Raw genomic sequence first — 14,645 nt, 5'->3', positions numbered from 1 at the left:
ACCAAGTGCTCTGTTATGATCCAAGCGACTACGGTCACGGAACCCAACAAACCGTTTATTAGGAGTGTCGCCATGCACGAACAAGATTACGCACTCGGCCATGCGCAGGTCGAGCAGCAAGAAGTCAGCCGCGTACTGCGCAACACCTACGGGCTGCTGGCCCTCACCCTCGCCTTCAGCGGCGTGGTTGCTTACGTTGCCCAGCAGATGCGCGTTCCGTATCCAAACATCTTTGTCGTACTGATCGGGTTTTACGGTCTGTTCTTTCTTACCGTAAAACTGCGTGATTCCGCCTGGGGCCTGGTTTCCACCTTCGCCCTGACCGGCTTCATGGGTTACACCCTCGGCCCGATCCTTAACCGCTACCTGGGCATGCCCAACGGTGGTGAGGTTATTTCCTCGGCCTTCGCCATGACCGCGCTGGTGTTCTGCGGCTTGTCTGCCTATGTGCTGACCACCCGCAAAGACATGAGCTTCCTGGCCGGCTTCATCACCGCCGGTTTCTTCGTTCTGCTCGGCGCCACGTTGGCTAGCTTCTTCTTCCAGATCAGCGGCCTGCAGTTGGCGATCAGCGCCGGTTTCGTGCTGTTCTCGTCGGTGTGCATTCTGTTCCAGACCAGCCAGATCATTCATGGCGGCGAACGCAACTACATCATGGCGACCGTCAGCCTCTATATCTCGATCTACAATCTGTTCATCAGCCTGCTGCAAATCTTCGGCATCATGAGCAGCGACGACTAATCTCCAGCTGTATAAAAGCCCGCTTCGGCGGGCTTTTTTATGCCTGCCACGCGCAAACGCCGTATTATTCCGCCAGTTTTTTCAGATCGGTCTGTTCCATGAAATTCGCCATCGCTCTCTTCTCACCGCCCCACGCGCCCTCCTCACGCCGCGCACTGCGTTTTGCCGAAGCCGTGCTGGCCGGCGGGCATGAGATTGTGCGGGTGTTCTTCTATCAGGATGGCGTGTACAGCGCGGCCAACACGCCCGTTACACCGCAGGATGAATTAGACACCGCCGCCGCCTGGAGCGCCTTCATCAGCGCCAAACAGCTTGACGGCGTGGTCTGCATTGCCGCCGCCCTGCGCCGTGGCGTGTTTAATGAAGAAGAAGCGCAGCGCTATGAACGCGCGGCCGCAAGTTTGGCCAAGCCATGGGAACTGTCGGGCCTCGGTCAATTGCACGAGGCCACGCAACTGGCCGACCGCCTTGTCTGCTTTGGAGGGCCGTGAGTTGGCCAAGTCGCTACTGATCATTTGCCGCCAAGCGCCCTGGTCCGGCCCCGGCGCTCGCGAGGCATTGGATATTGCCCTGGCCGGCGGCGCCTTTGATTTACCGATAGCCATGCTGTTTCTCGACGACGGCGTGTTCCAGCTGCAACCCGCACAACAGGCCGCGCCAGTGCAGCAAAAAGATCTCACCGCCAACCTGCAGGCATTACCGCTGTTTGGCGTGGACGCACTCTACAGCTCCGCCCGCAGCCTCGAGGAACGCGGCCTCACCAACCAGCCACTGAGCCCCGCCACCGAACCATTGGATGACGCCGCGCTCACCGTTTTGCTAGCCCAATACGACCAGGTGATCACGCTCTAATGGCCACCCTGCACATGCTTTCCCACTCGCCCTTTAGCGACTCCCGCCTGGTGAGCTGCTTACGCCTGCTCGGCCCCGGCGATGGCCTGCTGTTAACCGGCGATGCCACCTACGCGCTGCAACCGGGCACCGCACAACTGCAAGCCCTCGGCCTGATGCCAGACACCATCGCGTTGTACGCCCTCGGCGAAGACCTGCAAGCCCGCGCCATCGACGCGCCGGCGCGCGTGCAAGTGGTGGACTACCCCGCCTTCGTCGAACTCTGCACCGCCTTTGCCAAGGTCAATAGCTGGCTATGACCCATCTGACCGTCGCCGACCGCACCATCTCTCTAGATAAAGACGGCTACCTCGCCGACCTCAATGACTGGTCGCCGGCCGCCGCCGAAGCCTTGGCTGCACAAGAAGAACTGCTGCTGAGCCCCGAGCATTGGGAAGTGCTGCACCTGCTGCGCGCCTTCTACGCCGAATTCCAGCTATCCCCTGCGACACGCCCACTGATCAAATACGCGGCGCTGAAACTAGGCGCCGACAAAGGCAACAGCCTGCACCTCAATCGCCTGTTCAAAGGCACCCCTGCCAAATTGGCCGCCAAACTGGCAGGCCTGCCGAAGCCGACCAATTGCCTATGACCGCCCTGCCGCTAACCCTTACTACCCCCGCCGAACACCCTTTCGCCCAATACGTGCGCATTCTCGGCAAGGGCAAGCGCGGCGCGCGCAATATGACCCAGGATGAAGCCCGCGCGGCCATGGGAATGCTGCTCGACGGCAAGGTGGAAGACACCCAGCTGGGCGCGTTCCTGATGCTGATGCGCCATAAGGAAGAAAGCCCGGAGGAGCTCGCCGGTTTCACCCAGGCCGTACGGGCGCGTCTGAATGCGCCGAGCGTACAAGTCGACCTCGACTGGCCTTCCTACGCCGGCAAGAAGCGCCATCTACCCTGGTACCTGCTGGCCGCCAAGTGCCTGGCCAACAATGGTGTGCGCATTCTGATGCACGGCGGTGGCGCCCACACCGCCGGCCGCCTGTATAGCGAACAGCTGCTCGACCTCGTGGGCATTCCGCTGTGCCGTGACTGGGCAGCCACCGAGAACGCGCTGACGGAACACAACCTGGCGTTCTTCCCGCTTCAGGACTGGATGCCCCAGTTGCAACGCATGATCGACCTGCGCAACACCCTCGGCTTGCGCTCACCTATTCACTCGCTGGCCCGCGTACTGAATCCACTCAACGCCCGCTGCGGCCTGCAAAGCATTTTCCACCCGGGCTACCAGGCTGCACACCGCGAGGCCAGCCAACTGTTGGGCGATAAGTCGATTGTCATCAAGGGCGACGGCGGCGAAATCGAGATGAACCCGGACGCCACATCGCACCTTTACGGTACCGAGGCCGGGCAGAGCTGGGATGAAGAGTGGCCGTCCTTGTCGCCGCAGCGCCATGTAAAACCCGAGCGTCTGGAGCCGGGCCACCTGACGGCGTTCTGGCGCGGCGAAGTGGAAGACAGCTACGGCCGTTTGGCCGTTATAGCGACCATCGCCCTGGCGCTGCGCGGTCTGGATACACCGCGCGAAACAGCCTTCGCCCAAGCAGAAACGTACTGGCAAAACCGCAACAAATCGATTTAACCGATCATTTTCAGGCGGATTTTGCGCCATTCGTTCGAACTGATCGGCATAGACTCCTCTCCAACGCTAAAGAGCAGAGGATTTGAGTCATGGGTTTATTAGTCGACGGCCAGTGGCAAGACCAGTGGTACAACACCGCCGATGGTGGTCGGTTCAAACGTGAGAACGCGCAACGCCGCAACTGGGTGACCGCCACCGGTGAAGCCGGCCCGAGCGGCGAAGGCGGCTTCAAGGCCGAGGCCGGTCGCTATCACCTGTACGTCTCGCTGGCCTGTCCATGGGCGCATCGCACCCTGATTTTCCGCAAACTCAAAGGCCTGGAAAGCCTGATCGACGTCTCCGTCGTCAGCTGGCTCATGCGCGAAAACGGCTGGACCTTCGACACCGCTCACGGCTCGACCGGCGACCAACTGGACGACCTCAACCTGATGTATCAACGCTACACCGCCGACGACGCCCATTACACCGGCCGCGTAACCGTGCCCGTGCTGTGGGACAAGAAGCTCAAGCGCATCGTCAGCAATGAGTCGTCAGAGATCATCCGCATGTTCAACTCGGCCTTTAACGAGTTGACCGGCAACCATCTGGACTTCTACCCCGAAGCCCTGCAAGGCGAAATCGACGCGCTGAACGAGCGCATCTATCCGAACGTGAACAACGGCGTTTACCGTGCCGGCTTTGCTACCACTCAGGAAGCCTACGAAGAAGCATTCGACGGTCTGTTCAACACCCTCGAATCTCTGGAAACGCTGCTGGATAAAAATCGCTACTTGGCCGGCAAACAAATCACTGAAGCCGACTGGCGCCTGTTCACGACACTGATTCGCTTTGATGCGGTGTACCACGGCCACTTCAAGTGCAACCTCAAGCGCATCGAGGATTATCCGAATCTATCGAATTGGCTGCGCGAGCTGTACCAATGGCCGGGCGTGGCGGAGACCGTGGATTTCGAGCACATCAAACACCACTACTACGCGAGTCATCTGACCATTAACCCGACTGGGGTCGTGCCGAAAGGGCCGAAGCAAGACTTCAACCGCTCGCACGATCGCGATCGTTTGCCGGGACGCTTTAGTTAAAGCCACCCCGTCGTCCCCGCGCAGGCGGGGATCCAGAATGTTGGATGGAACGAAAATCTTCGCCAACCGCGAAATTCTGGATTCCGAATCGTCGGACCGCCGCCTTCGCGGGAATGACCGTGAATTGGGAAGTTAGAGACCTGCCTGAGCGCCTTCAAACCACGCCAGTTTTTCGCGCAAGGTCACCACTTCGCCCACAATCACCAACGTCGGCGCATGCACTTCATGCTCCGCCACCAATTTCGGCAGATTGCCGAGTGTGCCGGTGAACACGCGCTGGTTGTGGGTGGTGCCTTGTTGGATCAATGCAGCCGGCGTATCGCTGCTACGGCCGTGTAAAACCAACTGCTCGCAGATCGACGGCAAGCCAACCAAGCCCATGTAGAACACCAACGTCTGCCCCGGAGCGACCAAGTCGGGCCACGGCAGATCGGTGCTGCCGTCTTTCAAGTGACCGGTTACAAAACGCACGGACTGCGCATAGTCGCGATGGGTCAGCGGAATACCGGCATACGCGGCGCAACCGCTGGCAGCGGTGATGCCCGGCACGACCTGGAATGGAATGCCGTGAGCGGCCAGCTCTTCAATCTCTTCGCCACCGCGGCCGAAGATAAACGGATCACCGCCCTTCAGCCGCAGCACCCGCTTGCCCTGCTTGGCCAACGTCACCAACTGCTGGTTAAGCTGCTCTTGCGGCACGGCGTGATCGGCGCGCTGTTTACCGACATAAATACGCTCGGCGTCGCGACGGCATAGCTCGACAATCGCCGGCGCCACGAGCCGGTCGTACAAGACCACATCGGCCTGCTGCATCAAGCGCAAAGCACGGAAGGTAAGCAAATCAGGGTCGCCCGGACCTGCACCCACCAGATACACCTCGCCTTTTACCGCACCGCTTTCGCCATCCAGCCGCGCCTGCAGCAGGCGCTCGGCCTCACTGCCCTGCCCGGCCAACATGCGCTCGGCTACCGGCCCTTGGAATACGTCCTCCCAGAACACGCGGCGCTGCTGCAAATCGGGAAAACGCTCTTTCACCTGCGCACGAAAGCGCTTGGCCAAGCCGGCAAGCTGACCGTACGCGGCGGGAATCCAGGTCTCGAGTTTGGCGCGAATCAGACGGGCCAAAACGGGCGCATCGCCGCCACTGGAAACAGCGACCAGCAGCGGCGAACGGTCAACAATGGCAGGAAAGATCACGCTGCACAGCGCCGGCGAATCCACCACATTGACTGGCACGCCGCGCGCGCGGGCATCTTGCGACACCTGGGCATTCAACGGCTCGTCATCGGTCGCGGCAATGGCCAGCACGCAGCCATTCAAATCCGCTTCGCCATAGCCGCGCAGCAACTGCTCGCCGCCCGTCGAGGCCACCAGCTCAGCCAACTGGCTATCGATGTGCGGCGCGACAACCCGCAGCACAGCGCCGGTATCGGCGACTAGCCGCGATTTGCGCAAGGCGATTTCGCCGCCGCCAACCACCAACACGCATTGCCCGCGCAGGTTATGAAACAGCGGCAAAAATTCCATTTAACCGATGACCTCAATGCCACCCATATACGGCTTGAGCACGTCCGGCACACGGATGGAGCCGTCGGCCTGCTGGTAGTTTTCCAGCACGGCAACCAGCGTACGGCCTACAGCCAGGCCGGAACCGTTGAGGGTGTGTACCAACTCCGGCTTGCCGGTTTCCGGATTGCGCCAGCGCGCTTGCATACGGCGCGCCTGGAAATCGCCGCAGTTGGAGCAGGACGAAATCTCGCGGAATTTATCCTGGCTCGGCACCCACACTTCGAGGTCGTAGGTTTTCACTGCGCCAAACCCCATATCGCCGGTGCACAGCGCCAGAACGCGGTATGGCAGGCCGAGCAGCTGCAGAACCTTCTCGGCGTTGGCGGTCAGCCCTTCCAACGCTTCGTTGGAGGTGCTCGGCTCAACGATCTGCACCATCTCGACCTTGTCGAACTGGTGCTGACGGATCATGCCGCGGGTATCGCGACCGGACGCACCGGCTTCACTGCGGAAGCACGGGGTGTGGGCCACGAATTTGAGCGGCAGTTGCTTGGCGTCGAGAATCTCGCCGTTGACGATATTGGTCAGCGACACCTCGGCAGTCGGAATCAGGTACAGATCGGCTTCGCCCTCGCGGCTGATCTTGAACAGGTCTTCCTCGAACTTCGGCAGCTGGCCAGTGCCTTGCAGCGCCGGCGCCTGCACCAGATAAGGGGTGTAGGCCTCCTCGTAGCCGTGCTCGCCGGTGTGCAGGTTGATCATGAATTGCGCCAGGGCGCGGTGCAGACGGGCAATCGGGCCGCGCAAAATGGCGAAGCGCGCACCAGACAACTTGGCCGCGCGCTCAAAGTCGAGCCAGCCGTGCAGCTCGCCAAGGGCGACGTGGTCTTGAATCGGGAAGTCGAAGGTGGTCGGCGTGCCCCAGGCGCGCACTTCCACGTTGTCGTCTTCATCTTTACCAACCGGTACGGATTCGTGCGGCAGGTTGGGGATGCCCAGCAGAATGCTATCCAGCTCGGCCTGAATGCCTTCGAGCTGTACTTTGCCGTCGGCCAGTTCAGTGGCCATACGATCAACGTCGGCCATCAACGGCGCGATATCTTCGCCACGGGCCTTGGCCTGGCCGATGGATTTCGAACGGGCGTTACGCTCGGCCTGCAACTGCTCGGTGTTGCTCTGCACGGTTTTGCGCTGCGCTTCGAGCGACTCGATGCGCGCGACATCCAGCTGATAGCCACGGGTGGCCAGGCGCTCGGCGATGGCGTGCAGTTCGCTACGGATCAGTTTCGGATCAAGCATGTTCGTCTCTCATCATCAGAGTTTGGTCAGGGACAAGCCCGCCCAGGTGGCGAGCAGGCCGCCGAACACACTGAGCGCCGCATAGCCAAGGGCCAGTGGCAACTGCCCGCTTTCCAGCAGGCGCAGTGTGTCGAGGGAAAAGGAAGAAAACGTTGTGAGGCCGCCAAGGAAGCCCACGATCAGACCTGCGCGCAATTCTATCGGCAGTTCCGGGCGCATCAAAAAGAAACCATACAACAAGCCAATCAGCAGGCAACCGACAATGTTGACCAGAAAGGTGCCCAGGCTGAAATGCTGCGGCCAGTTGGCGGCAATCCAGTTCGCTGTGCCAAAGCGCACCAGGGTGCCGACGGCGCCACCGAAGGCTACCGCGAGGATCAGACGAATCATGGTTTTCTCCGCTGCCGAGGGCTGGCCTGGTCTTGCGCCGCCAGGTGGTTGAGCTTGTCGCGAATCTTCAACTCCAGACCGCGTGGCACCGGCTGGTAATACCGCCGGGGCTCCAGGGCATCGGGGAAGTAGTCTTCGCCTGCGGCGTAGGCATCGGGCTCATCGTGGGCATAGCGGTATTCGTCGCCGTAGCCCAGCTCTTTCATCAATTTAGTCGGCGCGTTGCGCAGGTGCAGCGGCACCTCTTGCGAGCCATGCTCGGCGGCATCGCGCATAGCGGCCTTGAAGGCGTTGTACACCGCGTTGCTCTTCGGCGCGCAGGCCAGGTAGACGATGGCCTGGGCCACGGCCAACTCGCCTTCTGGGCTACCAAGCCGCTCCTGTACATCCCACGCGTTCAGGCACAGTGTCAGAGCACGCGGGTCGGCGTTGCCGATGTCTTCGCTGGCCATGCGCACCACCCGGCGGGCGATATACAAAGGGTCGCAGCCACCGTCGAGCATTCGCGCAAACCAGTACAGCGCACCGTCGGGGCTGGAGCCGCGTACGGATTTATGCAGCGCGGAAATCTGGTCGTAAAACGCTTCGCCGCCTTTATCGAACCGCCGGCGGCTATCACCCAGCAGGTTTTGCAGCAGGTCGACACTCAACTCGCCATCGTCTTCGGCGAGGTCGGCGGCGTTTTCGAGGAAGTTCAGCAGGCGACGACCATCGCCGTCGGCGGCGGCCATCAGAATTTTGAAGCTTTCATCCGGCAGCGTCAGGCGCCGATCACCCAAGCCTTTCGGATCAGTCAGTGCGCGGTGCACCAACTTGCGCAGCGCTTCCTCGTCGAGGCTTTTCAGCACATACACACGGGCGCGCGACAGCAACGCATTGTTCAGTTCGAACGAGGGGTTTTCCGTGGTGGCGCCGATAAAGATCAGCGTGCCGTCTTCCACATAGGGCAAAAACGCATCCTGCTGCGACTTGTTGAAGCGATGCACTTCGTCGACAAACAGAATGGTCCGGCGGCCATATTGCGCCGCGTGCTGCTGGGCGATTTCCACCGCCTGGCGAATTTCCTTGACCCCGGAAAGCACCGCCGACAGCGTTTCGAAATGGGCGTCGGAAACCTGGGCCAGCAAGCGCGCCAGGGTGGTTTTACCCACGCCCGGCGGGCCCCAGAAGATCATCGAATGCAGCGCGCCCTGCTCCAACGCTTCACGCAGCGGCTTGCCACGGGCCAGCAAATGTTCCTGACCGACGTACTCGTCCAGGCTGGCCGCACGCAAGCGGGCAGCCAGAGGTTGAGCGACGGGGGTATTGCGGAACAGGTCCATGGCTGGCAGAAGCGTCTCTTAAAAAGCGGTTTATTCCTGGATAACGTCGGCGCCGGCCGGCACCTCGAAGGTGAACTGCTTGGCGTCTACCGCCGGGTTCATCTTCACGCTCATAAACAGGATATTGGTGCGCTGGCCCACGCTGTCGATCAACTGCATATCGTTGATCACGCCCTTTTTGAACGACAGGCGCAGGTTATCGAACAGGGTGTCTTTGGCTTTGGGCTTCAAGGTGAAATCCACCACGTCGCCAGCTTCCTTGAAGCTGATATCGAAGTTCTGACGAATCTCCGACACATCGCCCGACAGCAGCAGCGCCGGCGTGTGGGTCAGGCGCTGATCAAGCTTCTGGATAGTGACCTGCTGCAGATCCGGGTCATACAGCCAGATTTGCTGACCGTTGGATACCAGCAGTTGCTCCTGCGGCTCGTCGGTGTGCCAGCGGAACAAGCCCGGGCGCTTCAAGGCCAGCTCGCCGGCGGTTTCCTGCAGGGACGTTGAGCCGCTGCCATCGACGGTAATCTGGGAGAAACGCGCGGTGATGGTCTGGGCCTGGTTAAGCAACTGGGTCAGCTTTTGCACAGCGGCGTCATCGTCGGCCTGTGCCGGGATCGCGGTAATAGCCATGGCAGCCAGCAACAGCAAGCGGATCAGGCGCATGTAAATCCTCGTCATTGGGTCACACATAAAAGGGGAAACGGGCGCCGTCAGTCGCGGATCGGCGCCGGGGCAATAACATCACGCGAGCCGTTGGTGTTCATGGCAGTGACCACACCGGCCATTTCCATCGCTTCGACCATACGGGCGGCGCGGTTGTAGCCGATTTTCAGCTTGCGTTGCACAGCGGAGATCGAGGCGCGACGACTTTCGGTGACAAAGCGTACGGCTTCGTCGTACAGCGGGTCGTCTTCACTGCCCTCGCTGCCTTCGCCACCACCACCGCCACCTTCAAAGCCGCTGCCGGCTTCTTCCACACCGTTGAGGATGTCGTCGATGTAATCTGGGGCGCCGCGCAGTTTCCAGGCCTCCACCACGCGGTGAACTTCTTCGTCAGACACGAAGGCGCCATGCACGCGAATCGGTAAACCAGTGCCCGGGGGCAGATACAGCATGTCACCGTGACCGAGCAGCTGTTCGGCGCCACCCTGGTCGAGGATGGTCCGTGAGTCGATCTTGCTCGACACCTGGAACGCCATGCGGGTCGGAATGTTGGCCTTGATCAGACCGGTGATCACGTCCACCGATGGGCGCTGGGTGGCGAGAATCAGGTGGATACCGGCAGCTCGGGCTTTCTGGGCAATACGGGCGATCAGCTCTTCAACCTTCTTGCCGACGATCATCATCATGTCGGCGAACTCGTCGACGACGACCACGATGGTGGGCAGGGTTTTCAGCAGCGGTGCTTCGTCGTGAATGCTTTCGCGCTTGTACAGCGGGTCGGCAAGCGGCTCGCCCGCCTCTTCGGCGTCTTTCACCTTGCGGTTGAAACCGGCGAGGTTACGCACACCCATTTTGGACATGAGCTTGTAGCGGCGCTCCATCTCGGCAACGCTCCAACGCAGAGCGTTGGCCGCTTCCTTCATGTCGGTGACCACCGGGCACAACAGGTGCGGAATGCCTTCGTAGATCGACAGCTCGAGCATTTTCGGGTCGATCATGATCAAGCGCGCGTCTTCCGGACCGGACTTGAACAGGATCGACAGGATCATGGCGTTTACGCCCACCGACTTACCGGAACCGGTGGTACCGGCCACCAGCAGGTGGGGCATGCGCGCCAGGTCGGTAATCACCGGACGGCCGCCAATGTCGTGGCCCAACGCCAGGGTAACCGGCGACTTGGCGTCGTCGTACTCCGGCGAGGACAGCACTTCGGAGAAGCGCACGATCTGGCGGTCTTCGTTGGGAATTTCGATACCGACGGTGGTTTTGCCGGGAATCACTTCCACCACGCGAACACTCATGACCGCCAGCGAACGTGCCAGGTCGCGAGCCAGGCCGGAAATACGGCTGACCTTGATGCCGGCGGCTGGCTGGATTTCAAAACGGGTAATGACCGGGCCCGGGTGTACGGACTCGACGATCACTTCGACGCCAAATTCCTTGAGCTTGATTTCCAGCAGGCGCGACATGGCCTCCAGAGATTCCGGGGAGAACTTCTTCTGCTTCTTCTCGGCCGGGTCGAGGATGGAAATCGGCGGCAAGGTGCCTTCCACCGCGCTGTCGACAAACAGGGACACCTGCTTCTCTTTCTGCACGCGCTTGCTTGGCTCGGCGGCCTTGGGCGGGGCTGGCGGGGTAATGATCGGCGCCGGGCGGCTTTCGCGCTCGGTCATGTGTTTGCTGAGGGCGTCATCGCGTTCGATGATCCGCTCTTTGACCTTGGCCTGTTCGCGGCGGTCGTGCACTACCGGGGCGGCGACTTCGCTGACGCGGTCGTCGACTTCACGCAATTGAGCGACAAGCTGTTTGCGCTCAACACGCGAGCTCCACCAGTTGTTGATCAAACTGTTGATCAACTCGAACAGGTCGAGGGTGATCTTGCCGGTGATGTCCATGACCTTGAACCACGACAAGTCGCTGAACACGGTCAGGCCAAACAGGAACAAGGCGATAAACAGCAGCGTGCTGCCCTGCACGTTCAACGCGGCAACGGCCAACTGGCCGAGACTTTCGCCCAGCGCGCCGCCAGCAGAGGCCGGCATGGTGCCGCCCGAGTGGAAATGGATATACGCGAGCGAAGCGCCGGAAAGCACCAGGAAAACCAGGCCAATCAGCCGCCAGGAAAACAGCCAGCCGTTCCACTGCCACGGCTCGTGACGATTGCGGAATACCTGCACGGTTTTGATGACGAGCAGGCCAGGAAAGAGGTAAGCGAAATAGCCGAGGGCCATAACAGGATGTCGGCAAACCAGGCGCCGGCGCGGCCCGCGGCGTTCTGCACTTGCACCACGTTGCTGGTGTGGGTCCAGCCCGGATCATTCTGGTCGTAGGTCAGCAATGCCATCCAGAGATAGAGGCAAAGCGCACCGAGGGCGATCAATGCACCTTCCTTGAGTCGGTAGTGCAATTGCTGACGCCAGACTGGTGCTTGAGCGGTGGTGGTGGAATTCTTCAAAACGCGTCTTTTCCTGCGCTTGTGGCGCGCGATTGGCGGCGAAAACTCGGCCATTGTACGGATTTACCCGCTTGTTGCCACGCGCCCAGGTTTGCCTGCGGTGCGTTTTTGCCGGCCTCTGCTGCTTCGGTGTAGCATAGCCGCCAACATCTTTCGTGCGGCCCAATTTGAGCACGCATTCTCTTTTGTGACAAAGGCTTATGGGTCTTTTTATGAGTGAAGTCAAGCATTCGCGCCTGATCATCCTGGGCTCTGGCCCTGCCGGCTATAGCGCTGCAGTGTATGCCGCACGAGCCAACCTCAAACCTTTGGTTATTACTGGTATCCAACCCGGCGGCCAACTGACCACCACCGTAGAAGTGGACAACTGGCCAGGCGACGTCGAAGGCCTGACTGGCCCGGCACTTATGGAACGCATGCAAAAGCACGCCGAGCGCTTCGATACCGAGATTGTCTACGACCACATTCACACCGCCGAGTTGCAGAGCAAGCCGTTCACCCTGAAAGGCGACAGCGGCACCTACACCTGCGACGCGCTGATCATTGCCACCGGCGCCTCCGCGCAGTACCTCGGCCTGCCTTCGGAAGAAAAGTTCGCCGGCCAGGGCGTTTCGGCTTGCGCTACGTGCGACGGCTTCTTCTATCGCAACCAGGTTGTAGCGGTCATCGGCGGCGGCAACACCGCTGTGGAAGAAGCGCTGTACCTGTCCAACATCGCCAAGGAAGTTCACCTGGTGCACCGTCGCGACAAGCTGCGCGCCGAGAAAATCCTCCAGGACAAGCTCTTCGAGAAAGCCGCCAACGGCAATATGCGCCTGCACTGGAACCAGAACCTCGACGAAGTGCTGGGCGACAACAAAGGCGTAACTGGCGTGCGTCTGCGCGACAGCAATAGCGGCGAGACCTCGGAGCTGGAATTGGCTGGCGTATTTATCGCCATCGGCCACAAGCCCAACACCGACCTGTTCACCGGCCAGCTGGAAATGCGTGACGGCTACCTGCTGATCAAAGGGGGCAGCGAAGGCAATGTGACTGCCACCAACATCGAAGGCGTGTTCGCGGCCGGCGACGTTGCTGACCACGTCTACCGTCAAGCCATCACCTCAGCCGGCGCCGGCTGCATGGCGGCACTGGATGCCGAGAAGTATCTCGACCTGTAATCCGCGCTACCTTGTTTGGCGGGCCCTTGAGGCCCGCCCTCCTCTCTTCGGCCGGGCCTGACCATGCTCACTTGGCTGCAACGTAACAACCTCGAATTTCCGCCGCTAGAGAAAGCCTTGCGCGATCCCGACGGGCTGCTGGCGGCTGGCGGCGACCTAAGCGCGGAACGACTGGTAGCGGCTTATCGGCACGGCTGCTTTCCGTGGTTTGCCGAAGGGCAGCCGATTCTGTGGTGGTCGCCTGACCCGCGCACCGTGCTGTTCCCGGAAGAGATCCATATTTCCCGCAGCCTGGCCAAAGTCATGCGCCAGGGGCGTTACCAAGTGACGTTCGATCAGGACTTCGCTGCTGTAATCGCCGCCTGCGCCGGCCCGCGCAGCTATGCCGATGGCACCTGGATTACCGACGCGATGCAGGCCGCTTATCTGAAGCTGCATAAACAGGGCTTTGCTCATTCGGTAGAAGTGCGCGAGAACGGCAAGCTGGTCGGCGGGCTTTATGGGTTGGCGATGGGCCAGCTGTTCTTTGGCGAGTCGATGTTCAACCATGCCGACAACGCGTCCAAAGTAGGCTTCGCCACGCTAGTCGAGCACCTCAGGGCCTGGGGATTCGTTTTGATCGACTGCCAGATGCCAACCCAGCACTTGCATAGCTTCGGCGCACGGCCGATTCCACGCGCCGAATTCGCAAGTTTTCTGGCCCAGCACCTGGACGAACCGAGCAGAGCCGACTGGGTCGCCTAGTCGAGTTCCGAACCCTGGCATACACTTAAGCCCAGGCTCTCAAGAGTGTTGACCATGACCGAGCTGGCGCGCCTTAAGTTCTATGCCACTCAACCCCATCCCTGCAGCTACCTGCCCGACGAACAAGCCACCACGCTGTTCCTCGATCCCAGCCAGCCGATGGATGTGGAGGTGTATGCCGAACTTTCGGAAATGGGTTTTCGCCGCAGCGGCGACCACCTGTATCGCCCCCACTGCCAAGGCTGCACCGCTTGCGTGCCGGCACGGATTCCGGCGGCGCTGTTCCAGCCCGACCGCCAGCAACGGCGCATCCTCAAACGCAATGAAAGCCTGCAAGTGCGCGCCGTAAGGCCGAACTTCAACGAAGAGTATTACGCCCTCTACGCCCGCTATATCGAACAGCGCCATGCCGATGGCGATATGTACCCGCCCAACCGCGATCAGTTCACCACCTTTCTGGTGCGCGATCTGCCCTTCTCGCGCTTCTACGAGTTCCGCCTTGACGGTCGCCTGGTCGCCATTGCGGTCACTGACGTGCTGCCCAACGGCCTTTCGGCGGTGTACACCTTCTATGATCCTGACGAGGAACGCCGCAGCCTGGGGCGCTATGCCATTCTCTGGCAAATCGCCGAAACCCGCCGGGTAGGGCTGCATGCGGTGTACCTGGGGTATTGGATCAAGAGCTGCCGGAAGATGAATTACAAGACCCAATACCGGCCCATTGAGCTGTTCGTGAATCAACGCTGGATCACCCTCACCTGAATACCTTGGCGGCGCGACCTGTTTTCGGGCACAATGCACGCCGCTT

The 14,645-nt window shown here is 60.8% G+C and carries 15 protein-coding genes and 1 pseudogene; 10 read left to right on the top strand and 6 right to left on the bottom strand.

The annotated features are described in order from the left end of the window. Window positions 1-72: 72 nt before the first annotated feature. From AC0V2S_RS21005 to AC0V2S_RS20975, 7 genes are all read left to right on the top strand, one after another. Complete coding sequence (locus AC0V2S_RS21005; protein WP_475511410.1) at window positions 73-741, top strand: Bax inhibitor-1/YccA family protein; 669 nt, start codon at window positions 73-75, stop codon at window positions 739-741. Between the two features lie 98 nt (window positions 742-839). Beyond that, window positions 840-1,232: a sulfurtransferase complex subunit TusD gene (gene tusD / locus AC0V2S_RS21000; protein WP_475511409.1), complete on the top strand. Its 393-nt coding sequence runs from the start codon at window positions 840-842 to the stop codon at window positions 1,230-1,232. A 1-nt stretch (window position 1,233) separates the two neighbouring features. Beyond that, complete coding sequence (tusC, locus tag AC0V2S_RS20995) at window positions 1,234-1,593, top strand: sulfurtransferase complex subunit TusC (protein WP_475511408.1); 360 nt, start codon at window positions 1,234-1,236, stop codon at window positions 1,591-1,593. After that, entirely contained in the window at window positions 1,593-1,892 is a 300-nt protein-coding gene (gene tusB, locus AC0V2S_RS20990; RefSeq protein WP_475511407.1) for a sulfurtransferase complex subunit TusB, read from the top strand. Before tusC ends, tusB begins: the two co-directional genes overlap by 1 nt. Then, window positions 1,889-2,224 (top strand): TusE/DsrC/DsvC family sulfur relay protein, encoded by a 336-nt coding sequence (locus AC0V2S_RS20985; RefSeq protein WP_475511406.1) that lies wholly within the window; start codon window positions 1,889-1,891, stop codon window positions 2,222-2,224. Before tusB ends, AC0V2S_RS20985 begins: the two co-directional genes overlap by 4 nt. Continuing rightward, entirely contained in the window at window positions 2,221-3,219 is a 999-nt protein-coding gene (locus AC0V2S_RS20980; RefSeq protein WP_475511405.1) for a glycosyl transferase family protein, read from the top strand. Before AC0V2S_RS20985 ends, AC0V2S_RS20980 begins: the two co-directional genes overlap by 4 nt. Before the next feature lie 89 nt (window positions 3,220-3,308). Then, the gene (locus AC0V2S_RS20975) at window positions 3,309-4,298 is read left to right on the top strand and encodes a glutathione S-transferase family protein (RefSeq protein WP_475511404.1); all 990 of its coding nucleotides are present in this window, start codon (window positions 3,309-3,311) and stop codon (window positions 4,296-4,298) included. A 132-nt stretch (window positions 4,299-4,430) separates the two neighbouring features. Here AC0V2S_RS20975 and cysG read toward each other — a convergent pair whose 3' ends face one another. From cysG to ftsK, 6 genes and pseudogenes are all read right to left on the bottom strand, one after another. Further along, window positions 4,431-5,825, bottom strand: a complete 1,395-nt coding sequence (gene cysG, locus AC0V2S_RS20970; protein WP_475511403.1) for a siroheme synthase CysG — start codon at window positions 5,823-5,825, stop codon at window positions 4,431-4,433. Continuing rightward, window positions 5,826-7,106, bottom strand: coding sequence for a serine--tRNA ligase (gene serS, locus AC0V2S_RS20965; protein WP_475511402.1), 1,281 nt, complete (start codon window positions 7,104-7,106; stop codon window positions 5,826-5,828). Window positions 7,107-7,121: 15 nt separating this feature from the next. Next, window positions 7,122-7,496 carry a fluoride efflux transporter CrcB gene (gene crcB, locus AC0V2S_RS20960; protein ID WP_475511401.1) on the bottom strand — a complete coding sequence of 125 codons (375 nt, stop codon included), beginning with the start codon at window positions 7,494-7,496 and terminating at the stop codon, window positions 7,122-7,124. Further along, a complete protein-coding gene (locus AC0V2S_RS20955; protein ID WP_475511400.1) occupies window positions 7,493-8,818 on the bottom strand; it encodes a replication-associated recombination protein A in 1,326 nt (441 codons plus the stop codon). Before AC0V2S_RS20955 ends, crcB begins: the two co-directional genes overlap by 4 nt. A 30-nt stretch (window positions 8,819-8,848) precedes the next feature. After that, window positions 8,849-9,478 carry an outer membrane lipoprotein periplasmic chaperone LolA gene (gene lolA / locus AC0V2S_RS20950; RefSeq protein ID WP_475511399.1) on the bottom strand — a complete coding sequence of 210 codons (630 nt, stop codon included), beginning with the start codon at window positions 9,476-9,478 and terminating at the stop codon, window positions 8,849-8,851. A 47-nt stretch (window positions 9,479-9,525) separates the two neighbouring features. Next, window positions 9,526-11,987, bottom strand: a pseudogene (ftsK, locus tag AC0V2S_RS20945) (DNA translocase FtsK). Window positions 11,988-12,145: 158 nt separating this feature from the next. Between ftsK and trxB the strand changes: the two are divergent. The 3 genes from trxB to AC0V2S_RS20930 all read left to right on the top strand — a co-directional run bounded on the left by trxB (window position 12,146) and on the right by AC0V2S_RS20930 (window position 14,599). Beyond that, window positions 12,146-13,093: a thioredoxin-disulfide reductase gene (gene trxB / locus AC0V2S_RS20940; RefSeq protein WP_475511398.1), complete on the top strand. Its 948-nt coding sequence runs from the start codon at window positions 12,146-12,148 to the stop codon at window positions 13,091-13,093. A 63-nt stretch (window positions 13,094-13,156) separates the two neighbouring features. Then, on the top strand, window positions 13,157-13,837 hold the full coding sequence (gene aat, locus AC0V2S_RS20935) for a leucyl/phenylalanyl-tRNA--protein transferase (protein ID WP_475511397.1): 681 nt from the start codon (window positions 13,157-13,159) through the stop codon (window positions 13,835-13,837). Window positions 13,838-13,891: 54 nt separating this feature from the next. Next, the gene (locus AC0V2S_RS20930; protein ID WP_475511396.1) at window positions 13,892-14,599 is read left to right on the top strand and encodes an arginyltransferase; all 708 of its coding nucleotides are present in this window, start codon (window positions 13,892-13,894) and stop codon (window positions 14,597-14,599) included. Window positions 14,600-14,645 lie beyond the last annotated feature (46 nt).

The sequence above is a fragment of the Pseudomonas sp. CC11G genome, from assembly GCF_056174845.1.
Note: the sequence above shows the minus strand (reverse complement) of the source record. Positions and strands in the feature narration are given on the sequence as shown.

Coding starts and splice junctions, on each gene's coding strand:
- AC0V2S_RS21005 (WP_475511410.1), top strand. CDS start 73: ATGCACGAACAAGATTACGCACTCGGCCATGCGCAGGTCGAGCAGCAA.
- tusD (WP_475511409.1), top strand. CDS start 840: ATGAAATTCGCCATCGCTCTCTTCTCACCGCCCCACGCGCCCTCCTCA.
- tusB (WP_475511407.1), top strand. CDS start 1,593: ATGGCCACCCTGCACATGCTTTCCCACTCGCCCTTTAGCGACTCCCGC.
- AC0V2S_RS20985 (WP_475511406.1), top strand. CDS start 1,889: ATGACCCATCTGACCGTCGCCGACCGCACCATCTCTCTAGATAAAGAC.
- AC0V2S_RS20980 (WP_475511405.1), top strand. CDS start 2,221: ATGACCGCCCTGCCGCTAACCCTTACTACCCCCGCCGAACACCCTTTC.
- AC0V2S_RS20975 (WP_475511404.1), top strand. CDS start 3,309: ATGGGTTTATTAGTCGACGGCCAGTGGCAAGACCAGTGGTACAACACC.
- cysG (WP_475511403.1), bottom strand. CDS start 5,825: ATGGAATTTTTGCCGCTGTTTCATAACCTGCGCGGGCAATGCGTGTTG.
- serS (WP_475511402.1), bottom strand. CDS start 7,106: ATGCTTGATCCGAAACTGATCCGTAGCGAACTGCACGCCATCGCCGAG.
- crcB (WP_475511401.1), bottom strand. CDS start 7,496: ATGATTCGTCTGATCCTCGCGGTAGCCTTCGGTGGCGCCGTCGGCACC.
- AC0V2S_RS20955 (WP_475511400.1), bottom strand. CDS start 8,818: ATGGACCTGTTCCGCAATACCCCCGTCGCTCAACCTCTGGCTGCCCGC.
- lolA (WP_475511399.1), bottom strand. CDS start 9,478: ATGCGCCTGATCCGCTTGCTGTTGCTGGCTGCCATGGCTATTACCGCG.
- trxB (WP_475511398.1), top strand. CDS start 12,146: ATGAGTGAAGTCAAGCATTCGCGCCTGATCATCCTGGGCTCTGGCCCT.
- aat (WP_475511397.1), top strand. CDS start 13,157: ATGCTCACTTGGCTGCAACGTAACAACCTCGAATTTCCGCCGCTAGAG.
- AC0V2S_RS20930 (WP_475511396.1), top strand. CDS start 13,892: ATGACCGAGCTGGCGCGCCTTAAGTTCTATGCCACTCAACCCCATCCC.